17 protein-coding genes and 1 tRNA gene are annotated in these 18659 nt (G+C 49.6%); 12 read left to right on the forward strand and 6 right to left on the reverse strand.

Going from position 1 to position 18659, the window contains the following annotated elements; all coding sequences use genetic code 11:
- Positions 1 to 34: 34 nt before the first annotated feature.
- Entirely contained in the window at positions 35 to 1546 is a 1512-nt protein-coding gene (locus tag ACQ6WK_RS13120; protein WP_432800404.1) for an ADP-ribosylglycohydrolase family protein, read from the reverse strand.
- A 5-nt stretch (positions 1547 to 1551) separates the two neighbouring features.
- Positions 1552 to 2553: a LacI family DNA-binding transcriptional regulator gene (locus ACQ6WK_RS13125; protein ID WP_432797834.1), complete on the reverse strand. Its 1002-nt coding sequence runs from the start codon at positions 2551 to 2553 to the stop codon at positions 1552 to 1554.
- A 206-nt stretch (positions 2554 to 2759) separates the two neighbouring features.
- Here ACQ6WK_RS13125 and ACQ6WK_RS13130 point away from each other — a divergent pair, with 206 nt between their 5' ends.
- The 4 genes from ACQ6WK_RS13130 (at position 2760) to ACQ6WK_RS13145 (ending at position 6167) form a co-directional block, all read left to right on the forward strand.
- Positions 2760 to 3653, forward strand: coding sequence for a sugar phosphate isomerase/epimerase family protein (locus ACQ6WK_RS13130; RefSeq protein WP_432797835.1), 894 nt, complete (start codon positions 2760 to 2762; stop codon positions 3651 to 3653).
- A 113-nt stretch (positions 3654 to 3766) separates the two neighbouring features.
- Entirely contained in the window at positions 3767 to 4483 is a 717-nt protein-coding gene (locus tag ACQ6WK_RS13135) for a PEP-CTERM sorting domain-containing protein (protein ID WP_432797836.1), read from the forward strand.
- A gap of 127 nt (positions 4484 to 4610) precedes the next feature.
- Positions 4611 to 5330 (forward strand): DUF1559 domain-containing protein, encoded by a 720-nt coding sequence (locus ACQ6WK_RS13140; protein ID WP_432797837.1) that lies wholly within the window; start codon positions 4611 to 4613, stop codon positions 5328 to 5330.
- 72 nt (positions 5331 to 5402) lie between these two features.
- A complete protein-coding gene (locus ACQ6WK_RS13145) occupies positions 5403 to 6167 on the forward strand; it encodes an HAD family hydrolase (protein WP_432797838.1) in 765 nt (254 codons plus the stop codon).
- 4 nt (positions 6168 to 6171) lie between these two features.
- Here ACQ6WK_RS13145 and ACQ6WK_RS13150 read toward each other — a convergent pair whose 3' ends face one another.
- On the reverse strand, positions 6172 to 6714 hold the full coding sequence (locus ACQ6WK_RS13150; RefSeq protein WP_432797839.1) for an AAA family ATPase: 543 nt from the start codon (positions 6712 to 6714) through the stop codon (positions 6172 to 6174).
- Between the two features lie 88 nt (positions 6715 to 6802).
- On the opposite strand from ACQ6WK_RS13150, the gene ACQ6WK_RS13155 reads away from it, so the two are divergent.
- Positions 6803 to 8392 carry a transglutaminase-like domain-containing protein gene (locus ACQ6WK_RS13155; RefSeq protein WP_432797840.1) on the forward strand — a complete coding sequence of 530 codons (1590 nt, stop codon included), beginning with the start codon at positions 6803 to 6805 and terminating at the stop codon, positions 8390 to 8392.
- Between the two features lie 133 nt (positions 8393 to 8525).
- Here the strand turns inward: ACQ6WK_RS13155 and ACQ6WK_RS13160 are convergent, their stop codons facing one another.
- Both ACQ6WK_RS13160 and ACQ6WK_RS13165 read right to left on the reverse strand, forming a co-directional pair.
- Entirely contained in the window at positions 8526 to 8864 is a 339-nt protein-coding gene (locus ACQ6WK_RS13160) for a P-II family nitrogen regulator (RefSeq protein ID WP_432797841.1), read from the reverse strand.
- 59 nt (positions 8865 to 8923) lie between these two features.
- Positions 8924 to 10219, reverse strand: a complete 1296-nt coding sequence (locus ACQ6WK_RS13165; protein ID WP_432800405.1) for an ammonium transporter — start codon at positions 10217 to 10219, stop codon at positions 8924 to 8926.
- A gap of 1056 nt (positions 10220 to 11275) precedes the next feature.
- Between ACQ6WK_RS13165 and larB the strand changes: the two genes are divergently transcribed.
- The 6 genes from larB (at position 11276) to ACQ6WK_RS13195 (ending at position 16617) form a co-directional block, all read left to right on the forward strand.
- Positions 11276 to 12037, forward strand: coding sequence for a nickel pincer cofactor biosynthesis protein LarB (gene larB, locus ACQ6WK_RS13170; RefSeq protein WP_432797842.1), 762 nt, complete (start codon positions 11276 to 11278; stop codon positions 12035 to 12037).
- Between the two features lie 51 nt (positions 12038 to 12088).
- A complete protein-coding gene (locus ACQ6WK_RS13175) occupies positions 12089 to 12958 on the forward strand; it encodes an NAD(P)H-hydrate dehydratase (protein ID WP_432797843.1) in 870 nt (289 codons plus the stop codon).
- A 94-nt stretch (positions 12959 to 13052) separates the two neighbouring features.
- Entirely contained in the window at positions 13053 to 14627 is a 1575-nt protein-coding gene (locus ACQ6WK_RS13180) for a hypothetical protein (protein ID WP_432797844.1), read from the forward strand.
- Positions 14628 to 14755: 128 nt separating this feature from the next.
- Positions 14756 to 14830: transfer RNA gene (locus ACQ6WK_RS13185), tRNA-Glu, on the forward strand.
- A 263-nt stretch (positions 14831 to 15093) separates the two neighbouring features.
- The gene (locus ACQ6WK_RS13190; RefSeq protein WP_432797845.1) at positions 15094 to 16089 is read left to right on the forward strand and encodes a helix-turn-helix transcriptional regulator; all 996 of its coding nucleotides are present in this window, start codon (positions 15094 to 15096) and stop codon (positions 16087 to 16089) included.
- 87 nt (positions 16090 to 16176) lie between these two features.
- On the forward strand, positions 16177 to 16617 hold the full coding sequence (locus tag ACQ6WK_RS13195; RefSeq protein WP_432797846.1) for an RbsD/FucU family protein: 441 nt from the start codon (positions 16177 to 16179) through the stop codon (positions 16615 to 16617).
- Between the two features lie 29 nt (positions 16618 to 16646).
- Here the strand turns inward: ACQ6WK_RS13195 and ACQ6WK_RS13200 are convergent, their stop codons facing one another.
- Complete coding sequence (locus tag ACQ6WK_RS13200; protein ID WP_432797847.1) at positions 16647 to 17153, reverse strand: dihydrofolate reductase; 507 nt, start codon at positions 17151 to 17153, stop codon at positions 16647 to 16649.
- A 266-nt stretch (positions 17154 to 17419) separates the two neighbouring features.
- Here ACQ6WK_RS13200 and ACQ6WK_RS13205 point away from each other — a divergent pair, with 266 nt between their 5' ends.
- The gene (locus ACQ6WK_RS13205) at positions 17420 to 18646 is read left to right on the forward strand and encodes an FHA domain-containing protein (protein WP_432797848.1); all 1227 of its coding nucleotides are present in this window, start codon (positions 17420 to 17422) and stop codon (positions 18644 to 18646) included.
- Positions 18647 to 18659: the final 13 nt, after the last annotated feature.

Genomic DNA, 18659 nt, shown 5'->3' on the forward strand with positions numbered 1-18659 from the left:
GATCCGATCAACCCAATGCTCGTTTATCTACTGGCTATGGCTGCCCGCGATATCGCTGCGCCGTCACCATGTTACCACCCTTATCCGCGATATTGATGGCTAATTCTGTTTCTTTCACATGTCCGATCAACCTGACCTGCAAGACATGCTTGCGGCCAGCTTTAAGGTCAACCGCAACCACACCACCCCCTTCAACGCGGTGGAATGCTGGAATAATTTTTCGCCGCCCGTGATAGTTCAGGATCATCTCACCATCAAGCCAAGCGGTAATACCCGCTTCGGCGCAAACCATGAGCATCCCCTCAATGTCTTCATCCAGCTCAATGACTGTTTGAATATAAGCTGCGCTTGTACCTTGATCTGCAAAGCTAGGTATGCGTACAACCATGCCATGAAAGTCCATACAATGCTTTTTGTCACTTTCACAAACAATTTCTGGCGCATCCAAACCCATATCTTCTAAATCATGAGCACAAACTAGGTATTCGCGTGGATCATTAACGTTGTCGTATCTCAACACTTCATCTAACAGTTGCGATTCGTAAGACCGCCCTGCCCAATAGCATTGGAATTTCTCAGACAAACTAACCACGCGCTCGGTCAAATCATCTAATTGCTGTGGTAAATCAAGCTCAGATAAATAATCGCTTGCTACTACTGTCTCGCCAATCGGTTCTTCCCAGCGTGTAGGAACCGCCTCTCCACCATGAAGAATACCAAACATTGCACCAGCAGTCGCACCGGTACAATCCGTATCCTGTCCGCAATTTACTGCCAATAATACTGTTTTAGAAAAATCACCTTCCCCCCAAAGCAATCCAAACAGGATATAGGCTACATTCATGATGCAGTCAGTAAAGTTATGGCTCGCCCATTGTGAGTTGATAATCTTCAATGCGTTCTTCGGTAACAGCTCGTTGCCATGTAACCGCAACACACTCTGTATCATTTCTGCAATGAGGCTCTCTGAAGGGATTAATTCAACACCCGCAGCAATAGCGGCTTTCAATCCCTTACCGCCAAAAGCTGCACTCTGCATCCCAGCCATAAAAACTTCAGCCCACACGCCTTCATCAGCATGATCAACTGAGGCATCCATCGCCGCATAATAACCGGCTATCTCAGGTTGACCTGGCATAAGACAAGCCCAGATTTCAGAGCGGATCGCTGCCCCCATACCGTGCTTAAACCAGTTGCCGTTGCGGCCACTTTTCGGCGGCATGATCCCCCGACGCATGTTCCAAAGCGCCACGCCATATTCATCAGGCGTAAATTTTTGATAATCCAACCATGCCTGAGCGAAATCATTCTGCCCTAAACCCGGACCAACCTTTTCAGCCATCACCAGCCATAGAAGCTGTAAATCAAGATCATCATTCGCGACCGCCTTTTGCGGCACAGGAAGGTAATAATCCAAATCAAGCGCATGCCCAACACCTTCAAAAGGCATACCGAGCGTCCCACCGATATTCTTACCAACAAAACACGCGCGCACACGGTCGGCATAGGTCAATGTGCTTGCCGCATCACCTGTTGATTCAATCACATTACTCAAGTCGTCCCACCAATCTTCAATTCATAAGGCAAAAGTACGCTATCCAACTGCTTGCGCGGTTGCTTTGCTTTTTGTACCGCCATCTCCGCTGCCACACGCCCCAATTCGAAAATTGGCGACACTGCTGCGGTCAGCTGAGGCTCAGGTACATTCCAAAATGTCCCGTCATCATAGGTCGCGATCGCGATATCCTCCGGCACACGCAACCCCATCTGCATCGCAGCGATCAACATCGCCATCGCACTCTTCGCCGAGTTCGCAATCACTGCATCCGGTCGATGCTTCCGCGACATCCATTGCTTGGTCACATCCACACGTTCATGACGCTCATAAGCCTGCGACGCCATTACACTCGGCTCTAGATCATGCTCGTGAGCTGCACGTTCAAATGCCTGAAACCGTTCCATCGCATGCGGCGTCTGCAACCCACAGCTATAATCCGCAAACAAAATTTTCCGATAGCCACGAGAAGCTAAATGCTCAACTAGCATCCGCGTCGCGTTCCCCTCATCCATACTGACCGATTCATGGTCTAATGCACGGTTGATCCAAATTGAAGGCAACCCAAGACTCTCAATCGCCTCCAACACCTGATCATTCGGCTCCTTCGCATAACTCACAATCAAACCATCAAGCTGACTGGTCCGAAATAATGGGCTCTGCAAAAGGTCATCCTTCGCAAGCGCACCGGAACAAACCATCGCGCCGGTATAGTTATGTTGAGTAAGTGTTGCAGTCATAGCTGCCAAAGTTGCCTGCGGCAGATGAATCGCTTCTTCAGCACCGCCCACCAAAACACCAATCCGCTCGTGTTTACGCTGCCGAAGAGCCAAACCAGCAGCATGGGGCCTGTAACCCAAATCACGGGCCATTTTCTCAATGCGCAATCGCGTTTGCTCACTGACACCGACGTTACTACGTCCGCCGTGAAGTACTTTACTCACAACAGGATGCGAAACTCCCGCCCGCTTTGCAATGTCGCTAATTGTAACGCTCATAACACAAATATTACACGTGAAATGATAATGAAGCAAGTGTCATTTAAGACAAAATGCCGTTTGTTTACCAGTATTAGTATTGTGCTAAGATAAAAGTCACATAAAAATACCCTTGATTTTAATTACACGTGTTATTAAACTAAACCCAACGCTCGGCCAAATGGCACAGCGTTATGCGGCACCAGATGTGGAGTTTTTTGACCCCAATGGCTGACTTAGTTCTCGCAACTGCCCCCAATATGCATGCCATCGTTCACGAGATCGATGCTACAAACGCCATGCGCGCTTTGCTTGGCGGTGCTGAGATCGCAAAACGAGCCGGCTTCCGTGCACTGGAAATCGAATTGCCGCATCTAGAGCCATTCTTCGATCAGCTTGGTGATGGTTTTTGGGATGACGCCTTGGGCAACCTTCGTGAGATGGACATGCAGATTTCTTCAGCCCACGGCCCCATTTATCCATCACTCGAAATCGATCTCAAAACAGCAAACAAACTACTAGCTCGCTATGCCAACGCCGTCACTCGCCTCGGCATCAAAGCCATGGCCATCCACCCCACGCACCACACACACCCACACGTATGCACCATCATGCCAAAGCTGCTTGAGCGAGATATCGCAGTTTCAACCACAACCGCAGAGGCACTTTCAGATGGACCTTGCCTACTCGCCATTGAAAACCTACCAACATATAGCATCCGCTATCTAGAACTGCTCATCCGAAAACTCGAAGGCATCGATAACATCGGCATCACCTTCGACACAGGGCACTGGAATATCCGTCCTGAGATGCCGCTTGATGAAATCTTCGCATCATTTAACAACCGCATCGCACACATTCACCTTACTGATAACAACGGCCTATGCGATCAACACCTCGGCCCCGGCATGGGCAATTTCCCATGGCAAAAGCTCGTAGAACTTGTACCAGCTGACCAACTTACGCGGCCACTCATGATCGAACTCAACTCCGCACTACTGATGACAGACCCCAACGCAGCAGAAACACAATTTAAGCTACAAAAAGAAGCTTTTAATTCCGCATCAAAAATACTCACCCCATTGATTAACAAGCGGCTTGAATCAATACATGCAAACTAGGGAGACAGACATCAAGCAACTTTCTTTAACCCATTCTTTGTAGTCGTTCTTTGACTGTTTAATTTTTTAGAACTGAATCAACTAATAAATAACTTCATTTTGGAGGAAAGACCATGACGACCAAACTCGCACTCGCAGCAACCCTTGCACTCGCAGGTTTTGCGGGCTCAGCACAGGCTGGCTTCAGTTTCGATGACCCATCAAACGTTCTCACAGCAACAGTTGCGTCAGATGTATCAGCCGCTTCGGTTAATAATGTCGGCAACATTTCACTAGCTTCGTTTAACGCACTCACATCAAAGTGGGTACACACCATAGACTCGTCCGAAATGGACAGCGGCAATGGCAATTGGAGCGTCGAAAGCTACTTCACTCTCACCAATGCAACATCTGGCACTGACACAGATATCGCCATCCAAGCATTTGGCGGAGGATTTGCGTTACAAACCGGTGGCGGCCTTGGAACATACGCTACAACAGACAACGGCTACCTCGCGACAAGTCGAGCAAACGTAACCATGACCTTCAGTGAGGCTGTCGGTATTGTCGGCTTTACCATTAACCGATTGAAGGCCGCAACGACGATTGAACTTTTTGATGAGTCAGATACTTCTCTTGGTACGTGGAATCCCGCTCACCATACTATCGACAACATCTTAAATTTCTTCGGCTATGAAAGCGATTCTTTAAATATCAAGAAGATCAGCATCACAACAAGTGCTGGCAACCAGTGGGGCATCGATGACATCTCCTTCTCGAATGCCATCCCCGAACCAGCATCAGCAATGCTGGTTGGCCTCGGCGCTCTCGCACTGATTCGCCGTAAATAACTTTGTTAGCCGCCGGTTGTTAGGCGGGACGCGTTGTCCCGCCTCAACCATTTTTCATCTACACCATGTCAAATGAATCATTTCAATTAAGCTCACGGGGAAACGCATTTTACTCTGGAGAATCCACATGATTCTTAATCAAATCAAAAAATCATCACCTAACGCATTCACATTGATCGAACTGCTCGTCGTTATATCCATTATTGCCCTGCTTATCGCCATCCTTCTCCCAGCCCTCACCAAAGCCCGTGAATCCGCACGATCAATCTCATGCGCATCTAACTTGCACAACATTGGCTTGATTACACATATCTACGCCAATGATTTCGATGACTACCTACCCGTCCTCTATCAACGCACGGGCCCTAACTATCAATGGTTTGCTCCCCAGGGTCATGGTATGTGGTGGATTCAAGTCCGCAACTACCTTAACTATGACCAAAAAAATGGCACATCTCGCCACGAAACCGATCTTGAATCCGAAGCCATTATCCATTGCCCGAGTTACCCAGTAGAAAGCGTATCCGATTTTCAATATGCCCACTACAACACCGGCTCCTACACAATCGACGCAACACTCGATACCGACACACTTGAGAATACAGTAAACGGTCTAAAGCTCATACAAATCAAAAAGCAATCACAAAAAGTATTGTTCACCGACTACACACCTACAACATTCTTCTGGAATCTAGTACTCGAGTTCAGCAACCCCGCCTACAACTACTACCGCTTTGATCACTCAGACGCTGCCAACCATCTTTTCTACGATGGGCATACTGAAACAAAATCACAGCGTGATGTCTTAGAAGATCATCTGTGGCCATGGCAACCCTTCGAACCTTAATCCGCAATACGCCACACCATTAGTCAAACAACCATCCAGAGAAAGACCGACACCATCCCGTCTGCTTTTATCATGAATCATTCCCCAACCACCCCCATCGCACTCTTCATCGACATCGACGGCACGCTCATCAACGAACTGCCCTACACCGATATCAAACCCGATCAACACGTCTTCCAACATCGGCTACTCGCTGTAATTCGTGATTTCGCAATTGAAACCAAGAAACTTTCACACAGCCAAGCCGAAGCTATTATCCATCAAACGTTTGAATCAAAAACATGGTGGGACTGGTCTGATTACCTTAATGCGCTTGATCTGGATCACGATGCATTCTGGGCATGCGCCCTAAAAGCCGAAAGCGAGTATCTTCATCCGATTGATTCACTTATTCCCACCTACCTCAGTACCCTCAAAGACCTTGGCTACCAACTTTTCATCACCTCAAACAACCCCATCAGTGGCATCCGGCACAAACTCCGCATCGCCGGTATCGGAGACAAACAACAACTCTCTCTTTTCACACACCTATTAGGCACAAACAATGTCGCTGCAATGAAATGGTCTCCAGCCTTCTGGACCCAAGCGATCAATCTCGTCAATATCCAATCACAAAATATCATTACCATTGGCGATACTTGGCAGGACGATATCATTACACCACAACACGCTGCCATCAAACACCACATCTTCATCAACACCCGCCAAGAACCGATCGGCACTGTTGATCCACAAATCAATTTCACCCTCACGCACGACTGGCCACAAATCGTGCAGTACTTGACCCAACTTGCCGAAACGCGATTGATCTCTACACAACACATTGAGCAGCCATAACACATTATTCAAACACCGGACGCCACACACGGTCAAAACCTTCGATATCGTCTACTTGTTCATACTCCGCTTCATGCTCAGCGGCGACACGCTGCCACCGGTCCTCACCATACCCACGCGTATCGTGCTGATTTCTGATTTCTGCATGTTGCCGCGATGGCAAACGTGGCATCTCAATCGCATATAGTTTAATACCTGGCGTTATCGCCTTAAGCCTTGCTTGAATTTTCGCCCGTCGTGCAACAGTGTGGTTTGTTGAATCCAGCACTACATTCATGCCCTGCCCCGCCCAATACACCGCCACTTCCGTCATCGCATCCAGATACTGCATTTGAAGATCGAGCCGATAGCCGTAGACCCCGCCGTGATAAGATTCGATCAGCGCATCTTCCCAGGCGAGCATCATGCCGCGCTTTGCAAACCATTTTGCAAAAGTCGATTTTCCCGAACCGATCATACCCACAAGCACAATCGCCGTGGAGCATCCGCCAGCCTCTGCTAGTACCTGCCCCCCAATCTCTTCACAAACACGATTCAATGCTTCCATACTGCCATTCTACCCTTTCGCCTTCGCCACATCCTCTTTTTCCGATGAAACCTTCTAAGCTACACCGCCTTCAGCTAAACTATCTCACATGAAAACGCCCTCACCTTCACGTCGCATATTATTGCTCACCCTTACCTACTTGATGCTCTTGCCATTAGTATCACTTTCTGCCCAACCCGCTGACGAGCAAGCACAAACCAATTTCGAGCGCTGGTTCGTCTTGTTGATTCAGGGCGAGCGGGCGGGTTATGTCCATACCGTTGAAACGACCTTGCCCAACGGCAACATCCAAACGTCATCCGAAACCAAGATCAAAATTGCACGTGGCCCTGCTGTTGTTGCGATTGCTATGTCGCAAACCACAACCGAAACATCAGCCGGCAAGCCCGTTGAATCCATCACCTCCGCCGACCTCGGACAAGCCACTCTCTACAGTAAATACGTATTCAACGAAAAAGATGTTACGCAGATCACTAGACAGCTTGGTCGCGAAGTTTCAAAAACATTCCCACTACCAGATACTGATGCACTCGCGCCTGCCGCAGCAGCACGTTTTATCGAAGCGCAAATGCAAGAAGGCGCGAACAATATCAAGCTCAAGACCATTGACACATCTCTTAATCTCACCACGATCACCCTTGAAATGAACCGTGGCGAAAAAACAACCGCCGAAGTCTTTGGACGGACGGTTCCCGCAACCCTTTGGCGATCGACTGTTTCATCCATACCTGGCACAACGATCCATGACTACATTGATGATACCGGCAGAACCCTGAGAACCACCCTCGCGATGATTCCCGGCATGGAAATGGACATGATCGCCGCAGACAAAGACCTCGCACTTTCGCCGCTGGATACGCCGCAGATGCTTTCGCTCATGCTCCTCAAGCCTGCACCTGGCTCAGCCCCCGTTCCCACTGACAAACCCACCACTTCAGCAGTCTTCGAAGTAACATTCAAAAAAAGACCTGAAAATACAGGCTTAAACATCGATCTCCCGAGCACCGGTTCGCAACGTGTGATCTGGGGCGATGATCATACTGCCCGCATCATCACCAACTTGAACACACCGAACAGTCCTACCCATGACTTACCTACTGAAGAACATCTTGCTGGATCGAGTATGGTACAACACGCTGATCCAGCCATTCATCAACTGGTCATCGAGGCACTCGGTGAAAACATCATTCATAAAGACACGGATCAAGAAACCAGCCCACCATACCTCACGACACTATCCAAACCCGAACAAGCTGAACGTTTCCGAAAATTCGTCAACAATTTTATCACCGAAAAGAATCTCTCGGTCGGACTCGCAACTGCCTCCGAAATCGCACAAACTAAAGAAGGCGATTGCACTGAACACGCCACACTCCTCGCAGCGATGCTTCGTGTCCAAGGTATTCCATCCCGCACAGTCTCTGGCCTGATGTATGTGCCCAACTTTCAAAACAACAAAAATATCTTTGGCTACCACATGTGGACACAAGCGTTCCTTCCCTCTACCGAAGGTGCCTACTGGGTTGACCTTGACCCCTCGATGTCTGAACCAGCATTTGATGCCACACATATCGCACTAACCATTTCATCCTTAGATGATCAATCTTTCACCAATGACATTGTTCGTCTGACCCCAATCATGGGCCGCATTCAGATCAAAGTTATTGCTGTCGAATAACGCAACCGCATCGCCTCATTACAGATAATCTAATCGTCGCATAGAGAAAGGCCGCTGCACACGCTTCAAATGCAGCGGCCTTATTAAAGAGGCAAATGCTACCAATAGAGAATAACTAATATAACCATACGCTTTAAAGCGCATCCATATCCGTTTCACCGGTCCTGATCCGTTGCACTCGAGTCAATTCATACACAAAAATCTTACCGTCACCAACATTACCTGTCTGAGCAGCCTCATTGATCGCACTAAGGGTAGAATCTAAATCTTCACTTTTGACCGCAATTTTCAGTAAAATCTTCGGCATAAAGCCTACATCCATCCGCCCACCACGGTATCGCTCGGTATGCCCCTTCTGCTTACCGAACCCCTTACACTCAAGGGCAGTACAGCCGAGAATACCCAAATCTGTTAGCCGTGTTTTAACCGCATCCAATGCGGAAGGCTTAATCACTGCTTCAATCATATGCATGGTTCTATTCCTTGCTTTATTTTTTATCAATCACATAAACTAAGTCATCTAACCAATGATTAGATCTCACGAGCGTGATAGCTCTTGATATAAGTGCGCTGGAAATCTGGATAAGCAGACATATCATGCTCACCGAGATCCAGACCCTCAATTTCTTCATACTCACTAACGCGGATACCGCAGATCGATTTGAGTGCGCCAAAGAGTATCGTTGCAGTTAATAAGGTGAAACCAATCACGGAGCCAGCACCCACAAGCTGATAGATAAGTTGCATACCGCCAGCTGTTTCGCTCGTGCCATACAAACCATTCACCCCGAAAATGCCGCAGGCAAGCGTACCAAAGATACCGCAGACAAGATGAACACTAATCGCACCGACTGGATCATCAATCTTAAGCTTATCAAAAAACAAGACACTGAAGAAAACGAGTGCGCCACTGATCGGTCCAATCACAAACGCAGATTCCCACCATGTCATCAGATCTGGGCCGGCAGTAATACCGACAAGACCAGCAAGAATACCATTGAGCGCCATGGTTACATCAGGCTTACCGACGAAGAACCAACTAATAATCCCAGCAGCCATACCGCCACCCGCAGCCGCCATGGCAGTAGTTACGAGAACAAGAGAAACACCGGCTGCATCAGCGCTCAGTACAGACCCACCGTTGAAGCCGAACCAGCCAAACCAAAGGAGAAAGACGCCAATAGCCGCGAGCGGAATACTGTGTCCAGGAATAGGATTCATCGTCCCATCTTTAGCATACTTACCGAGGCGTGGCCCGAGCATCATCGCACCAACCAAAGCACCAGCCCCGCCGACCGCATGCACTAATGTCGAGCCAGCAAAATCATAGAAACCAAGCTGACTTAACCATCCCCCACCCCACTGCCACGATCCAGTAATGGGATAGCTGATCGCGACAAAGAGAGCGGAAAAAATCAGAAACGGTGCAAGTTTAACACGCCCCGCCACAGCACCGGAAACAATCGTCGCAGCAGTTGCAGCAAACATGCCTTGAAACAGAAAATCGGTCCAGATGGTATAGCCTGCATTGTACTTGGCAGTCAGTTCACCAACTCCCGGTACATTGTCACCGAGAATTCCAAAACCAAACGAGAATACATTCGGCAAGATCCACGCATCACCTGGATACATGATTTTCCAACCACAAATAGCGTAAGTCATCAAACCGATGCATGGAATCATAGTGTTTTTAAAAAGGATGTTGACCGTATTCTTCGCACGGGTCAATCCTGTTTCAACACATGCAAATCCGAGATGCATAACGAACACCAAAGCCGCTGCAATCATAATCCACAGGTTGTTGATAGTGAACATTTCAGCCGACACACCAGCATCAATGAAAGCTTGCTCGGTCTCGGATGGCCCATTGTCTTGACCATAAACATTAATTGTTAACATACCTATCATTGTAAAAATGATAATAAAGGGCAGTACGCTACGTTTCGGCGCGATAAAGTGCCTGACTTTCATGTCTGAAAAACTCCTGTGGTTGTTCGCCTCACACCTCCCAAGCCATGCAAGATTCAATCGATCGCGAAGAAACACTTGCGATGAATCTGTAGCAGCAGCAATGAGAGACGCTGAAAAAGTATGCACAAATCAAGATGAATCATGCGTCCACCCCATATCTTTCAAATAGCGTGCCAAACAGAAAATTAGGCGAACACATCACAAGCTAAATACCGCAACCGTGAACTTAAGTGATTACTATTACAGCATTCATAGAGAGATATCATTAGAATACAGAAAAACAAACATAGCACCGCACTGCCATTTACACTGCGCGGAGATTAAGCACAACTCCACACCTCTGCACTGACGATAAGCATGCGGCTCAACTTTCTCGATTTTGAGAATCCCCACCCTTATCTGAAATATGAAAATGGCGTCTGGCCAGCCGCATACGTAGCCGGGGTATGACGGACTGGTCCTCGCGCCGGGTATGACGGACATCCACATGCCCTTTTGATTCCTAACCCCAAAACCACCTCTGACAGAATGCCCCCGGAAGCCAAACTGCCACAACAACACACGCCCCGGTTAACCTGCCCCGCACCCCGAAAATTTTGCTGCCCCAATCAGCTCCCTTCCGTTTGCCCACAGAAAGGCTCGAAATCCCCCAAACCAAGTCTCCCACCCCATGCCCCTAAAGCTTTATCTTGTCAGCAGGCCTTTGAAAACATTCCTCGCCATTCCTCTCAGTTGATTTTCATGAAAGATGCTTCGTAAATACCATCCATTCCTACTCACCCCAGAACCTTCGGATATCATGTACACACGAGCCACGTATTATTTATAACGACCATTATGCAAACCCTTAGTGCCATCGCCCTGTCACCGTACTCCAAGATCATTGAAAAAAGTTGAAATTCGGACCTTTACATGACCCAGAAGCCGCAAAATATCCTCCAGAGCCTGATTGACGGCAATATCTCCATCCCACAAGCCCTTGACCAGCTCACCACCCACCACCAGACCGAATCCCTCGGCTATGCCAACATTGATCATCACCGTGCCACGCGGTGTGGCTCACCTGAGGTGATATTTGCCCAACAGAAAACCTCTGAGCAGGTCGTCACGATCGCGCAGTCCATTTTAAATAAGCACAGCTATGTCCTGATCACGCGCTGCAACACCGATCACCTTACCGCCATCAACCAATCCTTCGCTGACACTCCGATCAATATTTATTCAACCACGGTGCTGCTCGGTTCACCACCCGCACCATCTCCGCAGCATGCTCCCATCCCCATCATTTGCGCTGGCACTTCCGATCTACCCGTTGCCGATGAAGCCCACCTCACCTGCCAATCGCTCTTACAATCCACCATCTCGATCAACGATGTCGGAGTAGCTGGCATCCACCGACTCACACCACACCTTGAGACACTCCGCAGTGCTCACGTCCTCATCGTCATCGCTGGCATGGAAGGTGCCCTCCCCTCGGTCATCGGCGGGCTCGTCGACATCCCCGTCATTGCAGTCCCCACGTCCGTCGGTTACGGCACCTCATTTGCCGGCATCACCCCACTACTTGCCATGCTCAACTCCTGCGCCTCTGGCATCACCGTCGTCAACATCGATAACGGCTTTGGCGCTGCCCATGCCGCCTCACTCATCAACCGCCAAATTCCTCGGAAGTAATCTTCTCCTCCACCATTTGCCGACTATTATAGAAACAGCCCGGCAAACACTATGACGCAACTCAAGCAAATCTCACGCCTTCCTCTTCTCCCTCCCCGTTCAGATGACGGACACAAGGGAACTTTTGGCACTGTCATTGTCATCGGTGGCTGCGACACAATGATCGGCGCCCCTGCACTGACTGCCGCAGCTTCACTCCGTGCAGGTGCAGGTCTCACAAAAATTGCTGCTCCACTTCATCTGCTCCATCACATCCTCACCATCGAGCCTTCTGCCACAGGCATTGCCTTTGAAGGGTCGCTTGAAGATAAACTCGCCGCCATCGATACCGCAGATCCCGAAGCAAAAGCCATTCTCGCCATCGGCCCCGGCATCGGCCAATCTTCCGGCACCACCGCGTTCATTACACATATTCTAGCCGGCAAACGTGCAGTGATTCTCGATGCAGATGGGCTTAATGCCCTCGCATCTACTGGCAAACCTCGGCAAGGAAACGCACCACTCATCCTCACACCACACCCAGGCGAATTCAATCGCCTCGCTCAGCCACTTAACATCACCGCTTCACCGACTGATCCTAATCAACGCTTAGATGCAGCCAGTCAACTCGCCATAGCCCACAACGCTACCGTCATCCTGAAAGGCCATCGCACCATCATCGCCGACAACGATGCGTACTACATCAACAAAACTGGTGGCCCCGCCCTCGCCACAGCCGGATCAGGCGATGTACTCACAGGCATCACTGCCTCACTCCTCGCACAGCATACTTCGTCACTCGAAGCCGCCATCTTGGCCACTCATCTCCACGGTACAACCGCCGATCTCTGGACTGACCGCAACGGCGTCGCGGGCCTGAAAGCCCACGATCTCACCGAACTTCTTCCATTCGTGATGCAAACCATCCGCCGCCGCAAGTAACATATCTTTTGTAATTTTTTGAAACACCTCTCTCCAGACTTCGTCTATCCTGTAGAGTTGTCCTGCGCTCATTTTACGTTTTCAGGATTGATCCATGCCCACCAAACTCACACCATCCAGCACTATCGCACTACCGCCAGAGTATTCGCCCGTCGATGTCTTCCCGCTTGCCGATGAAAACACCGTCGCCATTTACACTGACGCACAAATCATCAATGCTTGGGAACTCTTCATCTACTACTGGCCGGACCTCGCAACCGTCATCCTTATTTTTACCATCCTCTTCCTACTCTTTCGCATCAAAAAACACAGCCGCCTTAAACATATCTCCAAAGGTCAACCATATTGCAAACAATGCGTCTATCAACTTGATGATTCAAACACCGGTACCTGCCCTGAATGCGGCTGCGGTATGGTCGGCCCAACACAAAAAAATCGTAGATCAGCCAAACGCCACCACATCCGTCTTCTCCTCTCAGTACTGCTATGCACTACTTCTGCCGCCGCCCTTGCTACTCTTATTTATCTGGATAACGTGCTGATTCTCCCACCTAATAAACAACTCACGCCCGATGCCCGCGCTTCGTCGCTCCGCATCAACAACTTCTCACATCGCTATCAACTCAACACCACACTCCTAACCAACCTCGCGGAACGATTCACACCTCACAATGCTGTCGGCCTCTCCCATTCTGTCTTCCGCCAAACTGATTCTCAACTCATCGAGATCAATCTCACCTCACAAAAAATCCGCACGCGCCAAGTCAATCTCTCACCCTCTTTGGAACTCACACCTTTTAGCAACCGTCTATTACTCTTCGCTCCAGACGGCGAACTCAATCTCGTCGATCCTTATACCGGCCTCATCACCCAAACACACAAACTCCCCAATACCTCTGGCAATATAAGCCGGATCGAATACAACCTTCTCAACACCGCCAATCTCGATGATCGTTACCTCCTCACCACATCCATGCCGCACCTTCAACGCCCACATCACGAGCGGCAAAGTGTGTTCTACAACATCTATGATCTCCAAGACCGTACACTCGCCGCGAGTAAACACTTTGCCCGTGCCTACAACCGCAATGCGCCATCTAAACGCACACTCGAATGTGTTCTGAACAATCAACGCACGTTCTACAACATAGACAAGCAACAATTCTTTGCAATCGATGCGGACAAAACCCCATCTCTGATCCCAACCTATCCGTTTCCTTCAGGCAAAGCCGCCTCACCGAATACCTTCGCTCAACCTGTACTGCTCCGCCCATATAATCAACCGAAGGATTGGGCCATCATCACCTTTACCATTCCCACCGACACAACTCCACTCACCGTTTATCTCGAAGAATCCGCGAGAATCGAATCTACAACACCCCCATTACTCAACCAGCCAACTAAAGGCGCAAAGATCCGCCATAACGATGTCATGTTGCATCTTTATGATGCCAATACCAACCAGCCCATCCTCACCCTAACCGACTGGCCCGACCACTTGCACACCGTCTGGTATCTCCCCGCAAGCCGTCGTCTGCTCGTCTACGGACACAACCTCATCTCCAAACGAACTTACAAACGGCAAGCCGTCTTTTACACTTATGATCTCCCTGCCATACAGCCCACCAACATCCCCAAACCAACACTCTCACAATCGCCATCCTCTTAAGCGCATACCTTTTTGCCGATCATAAATGGCACCCAAAACTCACCTGAATTTATCCACAGCCACCTTTTTAACCGAGTTGCTTCGATTTCCCGATCCCCTATAATGTTCCGCCTTGGCATTAGCCAGATGGCCCTATCGTCTAGTCAGGTCTAGGACACCAGGTTTTCATCCTGGTAACACGGGTTCGAATCCCGTTAGGGTCATTTCCGAAAGAACCGCTTTACAGCAATGTGATGCGGTTTTTTTTAATGCACCTTTACAAAGCCACTAACTAATCCTTCACCCTGCCCTCCAATTCACTTCACAATGGCACTCAAAATTAAACGGCAAACTTTTATATATCAAATATTTAAACATAATCTATCATTGCCTGACACAGACTTTCGTGACATCCCCCCTGCCTAGCCGTTAAACTATGACCTATTCACGAATCATGCGATTGTCATCACCACGCAAAGGAGGGGTCATGCAGGTCAGCAAGGTTCATCGGCTTCTCAAACTCATCACCATCATGCAAGGCGGCCAGCCGCGTTCCGTCAATGAATTGATGGACGAACTATCGGTGTCCCGCCGCACGTTGTTTCGAGATTTGAATCTTCTCGAAGCCGCAGGCGTACCGTATTACCACGAAAAGAATGTCGGCTACCGCATCTCAAAAGATTTCTTCCTTCCGCCGATCTCACTCACCGTACCTGAAACGATGGGACTGATGATCCTCGGTAAGACCGCAGCCGCACAGCGCGACAAACCACTATTCGCTTCTGCACTCTCCGCCATCTATAAACTCATCGGCACAATGCCCGAACCAATCCGTTCGACCTGTGGCGAACTTATGACCAACATCTCCGTCGATCCCGGCGCTAAAGGCCTCGGCACCGTCGAAACGCAACACTATACCACCCTCCAACGCTGCGTCGATGAACACCGCACTTGCATGATTACCTACAAATCACCAGTCGAACCCAAACCATTCACCGCTATTGTGCATCCATACGCGCTACACTTCACCGCACGTGCTTGGTATCTATTTGCCAAAACAGATCGCCACGAGGATATCCGTGTACTTAAGCTCGCGCGCATCACCACACTCTGCACCATGGATGAACATTTTGATCGGCCGGACGATTTTCATATCTCACAAAAAATTGATAACGCATGGGCGCTTAGCCCCGAAGGTACACACTACGACATCAATCTCACGTTCTTGCCGCGCGTGGCGACCAATGTTGCGGAAACACATTGGCACCCCTCACAGAAAATTGAGATGCATGATGATGGCTCTTGCACTGCAACCTTCAGTGTCAATGGTCTACGTGAAATCGCGTGGTGGATTTCTGGCTACGCCGACCAAGTCATCATCAACGATCCACCCGAACTTCGTACACTGGTTCATGAAATGCTAACCCGCGCTGCTGCCAACCATGCCCCTGATGCACAACCTGAACCAGAGCCTGCAATCTAATCGCAAGTTAGATCAACTCTTGTCGCAAATCCATGTCAACTTTGCTACGCTATCTCTCAGAAACACGAGTATTTAAGGATCAAACCCATGCTTAAGGGCAAACTTATTCACCCGGATATTCTTGCTGCACTCGGCCGCGCCGGACACTCGGCCAGAATTTTGATCGCTGATGGTAACTACCCCTTCTCAACCACGCTATCACCGAATGCTGAACTGATAAATCTCAATCTCTCGCCAGGCTTGGTTTCCTGTACAGACGCCTTGGATGCAATTTTATCTGCCGTGCCAATCGAGGCCGCACATGTAATGCAGTATGCCTCCGAAGGCCCATACGCACTCGAACAAGATCCGGAGATCTGGCAAGACTTTCGCAAGCTGCTTCCGACAGACATTAAGCTTGATCGCATTGAGCGTTTTGCATTCTATGAAGCAGCTTCCAAGCCTGATGTCGCGATCACCATCGCCACCGGCGAGCAACGTATCTACGCCAACATTCTACTCACCATCGGCGTGAACTTCCCCGAATAGCATCACTTCATCTTTCGTCTATCTGATGATTAAACATCTTCCTTCACACGATCATACGTGAAGAAAGTCATCGCATAGACATGCTTTTCATCTGCAACATGCTCGGTTTTCTCCGCTACCTCCCACGCAGCAGGATTAAAGTTCGGGAACAGCCGATCCCCCTCGACTTCCGCATGCACCAATGTCAGATACATCCGCGTCGCATACGGCAGAGCCAGCCGATAGATCGCTTCGCCCCCTATCACAAATGGCTCATCGTCTCCCTCACGAGCCAACTCAATCGCTTGCTCGATCGTTGCCACCACTTCCACACCAGCCACTTCATAATCCGGGTTACGTGATATCACAATATTACGCCGGCCCGGCAACGGTTTTTCGCCAATACTCTCGAAATTCCCTCGACCCATGATCACTGCATGCCCCTTGGTTTGTTTCACAAACCACCGCATATCATCCGGCAAATGCCAAGGCAGATCACCCTCGCGGCCAATCACACGGTTCTCACTCATCGCAGCAATCAAACTCAACTTCTTCACAAGCGCTCCTTCAAATCGCGGCCAGTTAGCCGCTCATGATAACGAAACCCATACATCTCCGCCCAGCGTTATGGATTCTTCCACATCATCACTACGGCAACAAAACCACGATAATCCTCCCAGATTGCCATACTTCATTTTTTTCACAGCCGTCATCCCCCTTCTGTTACAATCTCTGTTTGAGTGGTGCAGGGCACAAGCCGATGAGCTTGTGTGTCTTCGGTCATGATTGATGTTCATCACTCCTTCTTCGGCGAGGGTATGCGTTGATTAGCCTTAAACTGGTCAATGGTCCACAAGCCGGCCGCTCGTTTTCTTTTTCAGGCGACCGCCCTTTTGCCGTGGGTAGGCAATCTCATGACTTGCTCCTTCCGGACATGCTCTCCTCTCGCCAACACGCGCAACTTGCATTCCAAAACAACCTCTGGCTTCTCACCGATCTCGATTCCTCCAACGGCACATACCTCAACGGTGCACGCATTACTACCTTCACCGAAATCCATGTTGGCGACACCATTCGCATCGGTGCCACCGAAATCCATGTTGAAACACTCAACAACGACCCCCTCCCAAAAACTGCACCCGAAAATCCATCTCCCAGAAATAACGATTCTGCCCAACACTCCGATGATGAACCCTTCTTCCCCCATCGTCCACACGCACCATCACACCGCCCACAACCTCAACCGATGACCAAAGATGAAGCACTCGACAAACTACTCAGCATGCAACCTGTCACAGAACATTCGCGCCCTGTGGTTCGCGTTGCTCATCCGACCCGCGGTGAGACCGACTTCGATGATGCCGCGATGAACGAGCAGACTATTGCCGGCTTCACCCTTTCCCCTCCCGGAAGCGCCTCTGGCAGTTCACTGGAAAACATCCCACCCAATAGTGACGCTCCGTCATCTAACATCATCACTAAAGAATCGCTCCGCCCCGATGAATCCGATCACTTGCCGACCGCGGTCCTGAATGATGTTGATCAAACCGCGCTCGAACTCAGCGAACTTCTTGAGCCGCTCCCTGCTTCACATGCCTCGCCTCCACCACACCGCAAGCCATCATTCATCCGCCGCACATTCCGTACGCTGATGATTCTGATCGTCTTTGCCGCATTTGTTTGCCTTGCATGGACCAGCTGGCAGGTCTATGAACTTCGCCAATCTCAACTCACCACCCCCTCCCCCGGAAACAATCCCACTACCGAAAACAAACCCATCAGCTCCACACCTGCAAATCAAAAATCAGATCCCCCTGCTAAAAATAAGTCAGCCCAAACCTCTGAAAAACAAGTGGATCCTGCCATAGCGCCAAAGACAAACAGCGCCACCAAAGAACCCGCCAAATCCAGCACGCCTAAACCCAAACAAGAAGACATCCCCTCCAAGCCCAGCACATCATCAACCACCAAATCTTCAAGCCAACCTCAATCGCCCGACACCTCATCCTCTGACGCCGCTGATTCACTCTTAGACCTACCGGTACACTAAACGCAAGATCACC

Origin of the sequence: Poriferisphaera sp. WC338, from assembly GCF_050931845.1 — a bacterium.
Classification (GTDB): Bacteria; Planctomycetota; Phycisphaerae; order Phycisphaerales; family Phycisphaeraceae; genus Poriferisphaera.

What these genes read in the sequence shown, in the direction of transcription:
- ACQ6WK_RS13140 (WP_432797837.1), top strand. Translation starts at nt 4,611, where the DNA reads ATGATTCTTAATCAAATCAAAAAATCATCACCTAACGCATTCACATTG.
- ACQ6WK_RS13175 (WP_432797843.1), top strand. Translation starts at nt 12,089, where the DNA reads ATGACGCAACTCAAGCAAATCTCACGCCTTCCTCTTCTCCCTCCCCGT.
- ACQ6WK_RS13135 (WP_432797836.1), top strand. Translation starts at nt 3,767, where the DNA reads ATGACGACCAAACTCGCACTCGCAGCAACCCTTGCACTCGCAGGTTTT.
- ACQ6WK_RS13130 (WP_432797835.1), top strand. Translation starts at nt 2,760, where the DNA reads ATGGCTGACTTAGTTCTCGCAACTGCCCCCAATATGCATGCCATCGTT.
- ACQ6WK_RS13125 (WP_432797834.1), bottom strand. Translation starts at nt 2,553, where the DNA reads ATGAGCGTTACAATTAGCGACATTGCAAAGCGGGCGGGAGTTTCGCAT.
- ACQ6WK_RS13150 (WP_432797839.1), bottom strand. Translation starts at nt 6,714, where the DNA reads ATGGAAGCATTGAATCGTGTTTGTGAAGAGATTGGGGGGCAGGTACTA.
- ACQ6WK_RS13190 (WP_432797845.1), top strand. Translation starts at nt 15,094, where the DNA reads ATGCAGGTCAGCAAGGTTCATCGGCTTCTCAAACTCATCACCATCATG.
- ACQ6WK_RS13180 (WP_432797844.1), top strand. Translation starts at nt 13,053, where the DNA reads ATGCCCACCAAACTCACACCATCCAGCACTATCGCACTACCGCCAGAG.
- ACQ6WK_RS13145 (WP_432797838.1), top strand. Translation starts at nt 5,403, where the DNA reads ATGAATCATTCCCCAACCACCCCCATCGCACTCTTCATCGACATCGAC.
- ACQ6WK_RS13155 (WP_432797840.1), top strand. Translation starts at nt 6,803, where the DNA reads ATGAAAACGCCCTCACCTTCACGTCGCATATTATTGCTCACCCTTACC.
- ACQ6WK_RS13160 (WP_432797841.1), bottom strand. Translation starts at nt 8,864, where the DNA reads ATGCATATGATTGAAGCAGTGATTAAGCCTTCCGCATTGGATGCGGTT.
- larB (WP_432797842.1), top strand. Translation starts at nt 11,276, where the DNA reads ATGACCCAGAAGCCGCAAAATATCCTCCAGAGCCTGATTGACGGCAAT.
- ACQ6WK_RS13195 (WP_432797846.1), top strand. Translation starts at nt 16,177, where the DNA reads ATGCTTAAGGGCAAACTTATTCACCCGGATATTCTTGCTGCACTCGGC.